Here is a 3051-nt window from a genome sequence, read left to right as displayed (position 1 = left end):
GAAGTACACCACCGTCACCAGCACGTCCCACAGCACCAGCACCGTGCTGCTCCACAACAGGGGCCCCCAGGCGCCGATCAGCCTGCGCCGCGGTGAAGTGATCAACGTTCTCCCAGGTGTGCTGCACAAACCGGTGTGCGTGGCGGGTAAGGGTGGCGGGCGAGGGGTCCAGCCGCGCGGTCCGAGCGAGCGGCGCTCCAGCATCATCCACCACGAGCGCCGCTGCAGCAGCGCGAGTGCAGTGCTGGAAGTGCAGTGGGGCGAGTGCAGTGCTGGAAGTGCAGTGGGGCCAGCTTCGCTCGGCGGGTGGCGCCCCCAGGGCGACCCGGACGGGCAGGGCAGCGCGCGAAACCCGTGGTGCCGGCGATCTCGACGGCTCCTCGTCGACTCCCGCCCCGGCAAGGGATTCGCTTGCTCCGCCCACGACCCCCGCTCGGCGACAGGATTGAAGAGGCTCCCTATCGCACGGATCGACCCGCGGCAAGGGTGCGCCGCGGGCGTGTCAGGCAACCGCCGAGAACCCGGCGGACACCGACTCCACCGCGACAGCGCCGTTGTCGGGCGCACCGCGCTGCGGCAGGGTCCGGGCCGCAGGATCACGCTCGAGCCCGGGCGTCACGCTCGAAAGGGGTCCCCATGACGGCAGAGCAGGACCTCCCCCGGGCGCGGGACGAGCGTTTCGCGTACGTGCTGCTGTGCCACGTCGACGAGGACGCCGTGCTGCGCACGGCCCGGCGCATCCGCGAGCTGTCCCCGGGCGCGCACGTGCTGCTGCGGCACTCGCGCGGCGAGCAGTTCCTGGCAGAGGAGGCCGCAGCGGGTGCGGGCGCCGAGGTGCTGCGCAGCGAGATCGGCATCCGCTGGGGCACGTGGTCGACGGTGGCGGCGGTGCTGGAGGCCCTGGCCGACGCCGAGGGCCGCTGGCAGCCCTCGTACACGGTGGTGCTCTCCGGACAGGACTACCCCGTGCGCGACCTGGTTGCGTGGGAGCGCTCGGTGCGCGGCTCGGGAGCCGATGCGCTGCTGCACCCCGAGCAGGGGTGCCACGAGGGGCGCCACGCGGTGTGCTGGCACGCGCTGCCGGCGGCGCGCTGGGTGCCGGTGCCGCTGCTGGCGGCCCTGGCGCACGTCGGCAACCGGATCGTGCACCGCGTGCCGTGGTTGCCGCGCGCGCACCACGCGGGCGAGCGCACGTGGATGCTCGCCCACCCGCGCTGGCGGCGCCGGCGCCCGCCGGTGCCCTACCGCAAGGGCTCGCTGTGGATGACCCTCTCGCACCGCGGCGTGGCCGCGCTGCTGCGCGCCGGCGTCCACGGCAGCGCTGGTGCGAGGTTCTTCGCCTCCACGCTGCTGCCGGATGAGTCCTTCGCGCACAGCGTGCTCGGCGCCGCGGCGGACGTGCGGGTGCGTGCGGGCGTGACGACGGTGGCGTTCTTCGGCGAGCAGGACGGGCACGCACGGGTCCTGGGCGAGGGTGACCTCGCGCAGGTGCTGGCCACCGGGGCCGCGTTCGCGCGCAAGGTCCTGCCCGGGGTCGGCGACGGGTTCGTCAGCGCCGCCGACGAGCGGCTCGCGGCGGCTGCCCGAAGCGCTCCGGTCGAGTCCGTCGCCGGCCCCGGCCCCGGCCCCGTCCTTGAGCCGGCCGCGCCCGTCGAGTCGATCGCCTCGGCCGGGCCGCTCCCGCGCGAACCCGCCCTCGGGTAGGTCCGCGCGCGTGGACGGCTCGCGGCGTCCTCGTGCCCCGCCGAGGAGGGCTGCTGCGGCCCCACTGGCTGAGCTGTCACGCCCCCGCTCTCGTCGTCGCCCTCGTCGTCGTCGCCGCCGTCAGCGGCGCTGCCGTCGTCGCCGCTGCGAGGAGGTCCGGGGTCGAGGTCGGGGTGGGGAACGGCACGATCAGTAGCCTTGGGTAGTTGACTGGTTGCGCTGTGTTGGGAGAAGGTGCGGGCCGGAAGTCCGGGTCGTCGTCCAGCGGGGGAGAGCATGAACCACAGCGTGTCGGGGCTGCGTCCTGCCGCCGGTGTCTGGGAGTGGCAGCTGCTCGGTGCGTGCCGTCAGGCCGATGCGGAGCTGTTCTTCCACCCCGAGCTGGAGCGCGGTGCCGCCCGGCGCCGGCGTGATGCTGCCGCGCTGGCGGTGTGCGCCCGGTGCCCGGTGCTGCGCCGGTGCCGCGCGCACGTCCTGCAGCACCCCGAGGCGTACGGGGTGTGGGGTGGGCTGAGCGAGGAGCAGCGCGAGCAGATGCGCAGCGCGCGCCAGCAGCAGAGCGGGGACCGGAGCGCTCGTAAGTGGCGTCGCGCCGGCTGAGGCCGCTGGGGGCCTGATCGGTCGCCGGTGCGGGCCGGTGCGGGCCGGTGCGCGTCGGTGCGCGTCGGTGGCGGCCGGTCTGGTCCGGCTGTTTCGCATCCGCGGTGCCGCGGTGCCGGGGTGCCGGGGTGCTGGGGTGCCGGGGTGCTGGGGTGCTGGGGTGCCGGGGTGCTGGGGTGCTGGGGTGCCGGGGTGCTGGGGTGCCGGGGTGCCGGGGTGCCGGGGTGCTTCACCTTGGCTGGACGGCGGGCGTGTCCTCGTCGAGGCCGGGCAGCTGGTGCGGGTGGCGCTCTGGTCCCCAGGGCCATCGAGTGCTCAAGCCCACCGCGCGCCAGCCGATGAGCACGGTAGTCACCGGCTACCCGAGGAGCACCGTGTCGGCACCCCACGCCGAGGCCACCAAGATCCGCGAGCACGTCGAGCGCCTGGCCGACAAGCACCCGCCCATCGACCTCGGCTCCGTCGACTACACCGTCAACGACCCGCGCGCGGTGCGCGAGCGGTTCGCCGGCGTGCTGGAGTACATGGCCCGCGTGGAGATGGAGGTCGAGCGCAACGTCCTCGAGCTCGCGGTGCTGCTGCCCGGCGTCGGGGAGACCGACAAGCGGTTCGTGCAGGACGTGTGGGGCCCGCAGGAGGAGCACCACGGCGTCGTGCTGGACACCCTCTCCCAGCGCCTGGGGATGCCGCCCACCGAGGCCAACACCGGCGACGTCGCCCCGCGGGTGAGGGTGCTGGGCGCGCTGG

2 protein-coding genes and 1 pseudogene are annotated in these 3051 nt (G+C 74.8%); all 3 read left to right on the top strand.

Going from position 1 to position 3051, the window contains the following annotated elements; translation table 11 throughout:
* Positions 1 to 636 precede the first annotated feature (636 nt).
* Positions 637 to 1704: a hypothetical protein gene (locus ACRYR7_RS25005; protein ID WP_432575065.1), complete on the top strand. Its 1068-nt coding sequence runs from the start codon at positions 637 to 639 to the stop codon at positions 1702 to 1704.
* Positions 1705 to 1980: 276 nt separating this feature from the next.
* Complete coding sequence (locus ACRYR7_RS25000) at positions 1981 to 2304, top strand: WhiB family transcriptional regulator (RefSeq protein ID WP_432575063.1); 324 nt, start codon at positions 1981 to 1983, stop codon at positions 2302 to 2304.
* A 374-nt stretch (positions 2305 to 2678) separates the two neighbouring features.
* Positions 2679 to 3051 (top strand): annotated as a pseudogene (locus ACRYR7_RS24995) (GTP-binding protein LepA); the annotation flags it as partial.

The sequence above is a fragment of the Kineococcus gurbantunggutensis genome, assembly GCF_050871925.1.
In the GTDB taxonomy this organism is placed as follows: domain Bacteria; phylum Actinomycetota; class Actinomycetes; order Actinomycetales; family Kineococcaceae; genus Kineococcus.
This window is presented reverse-complemented; position numbering and strand designations above follow the sequence as displayed.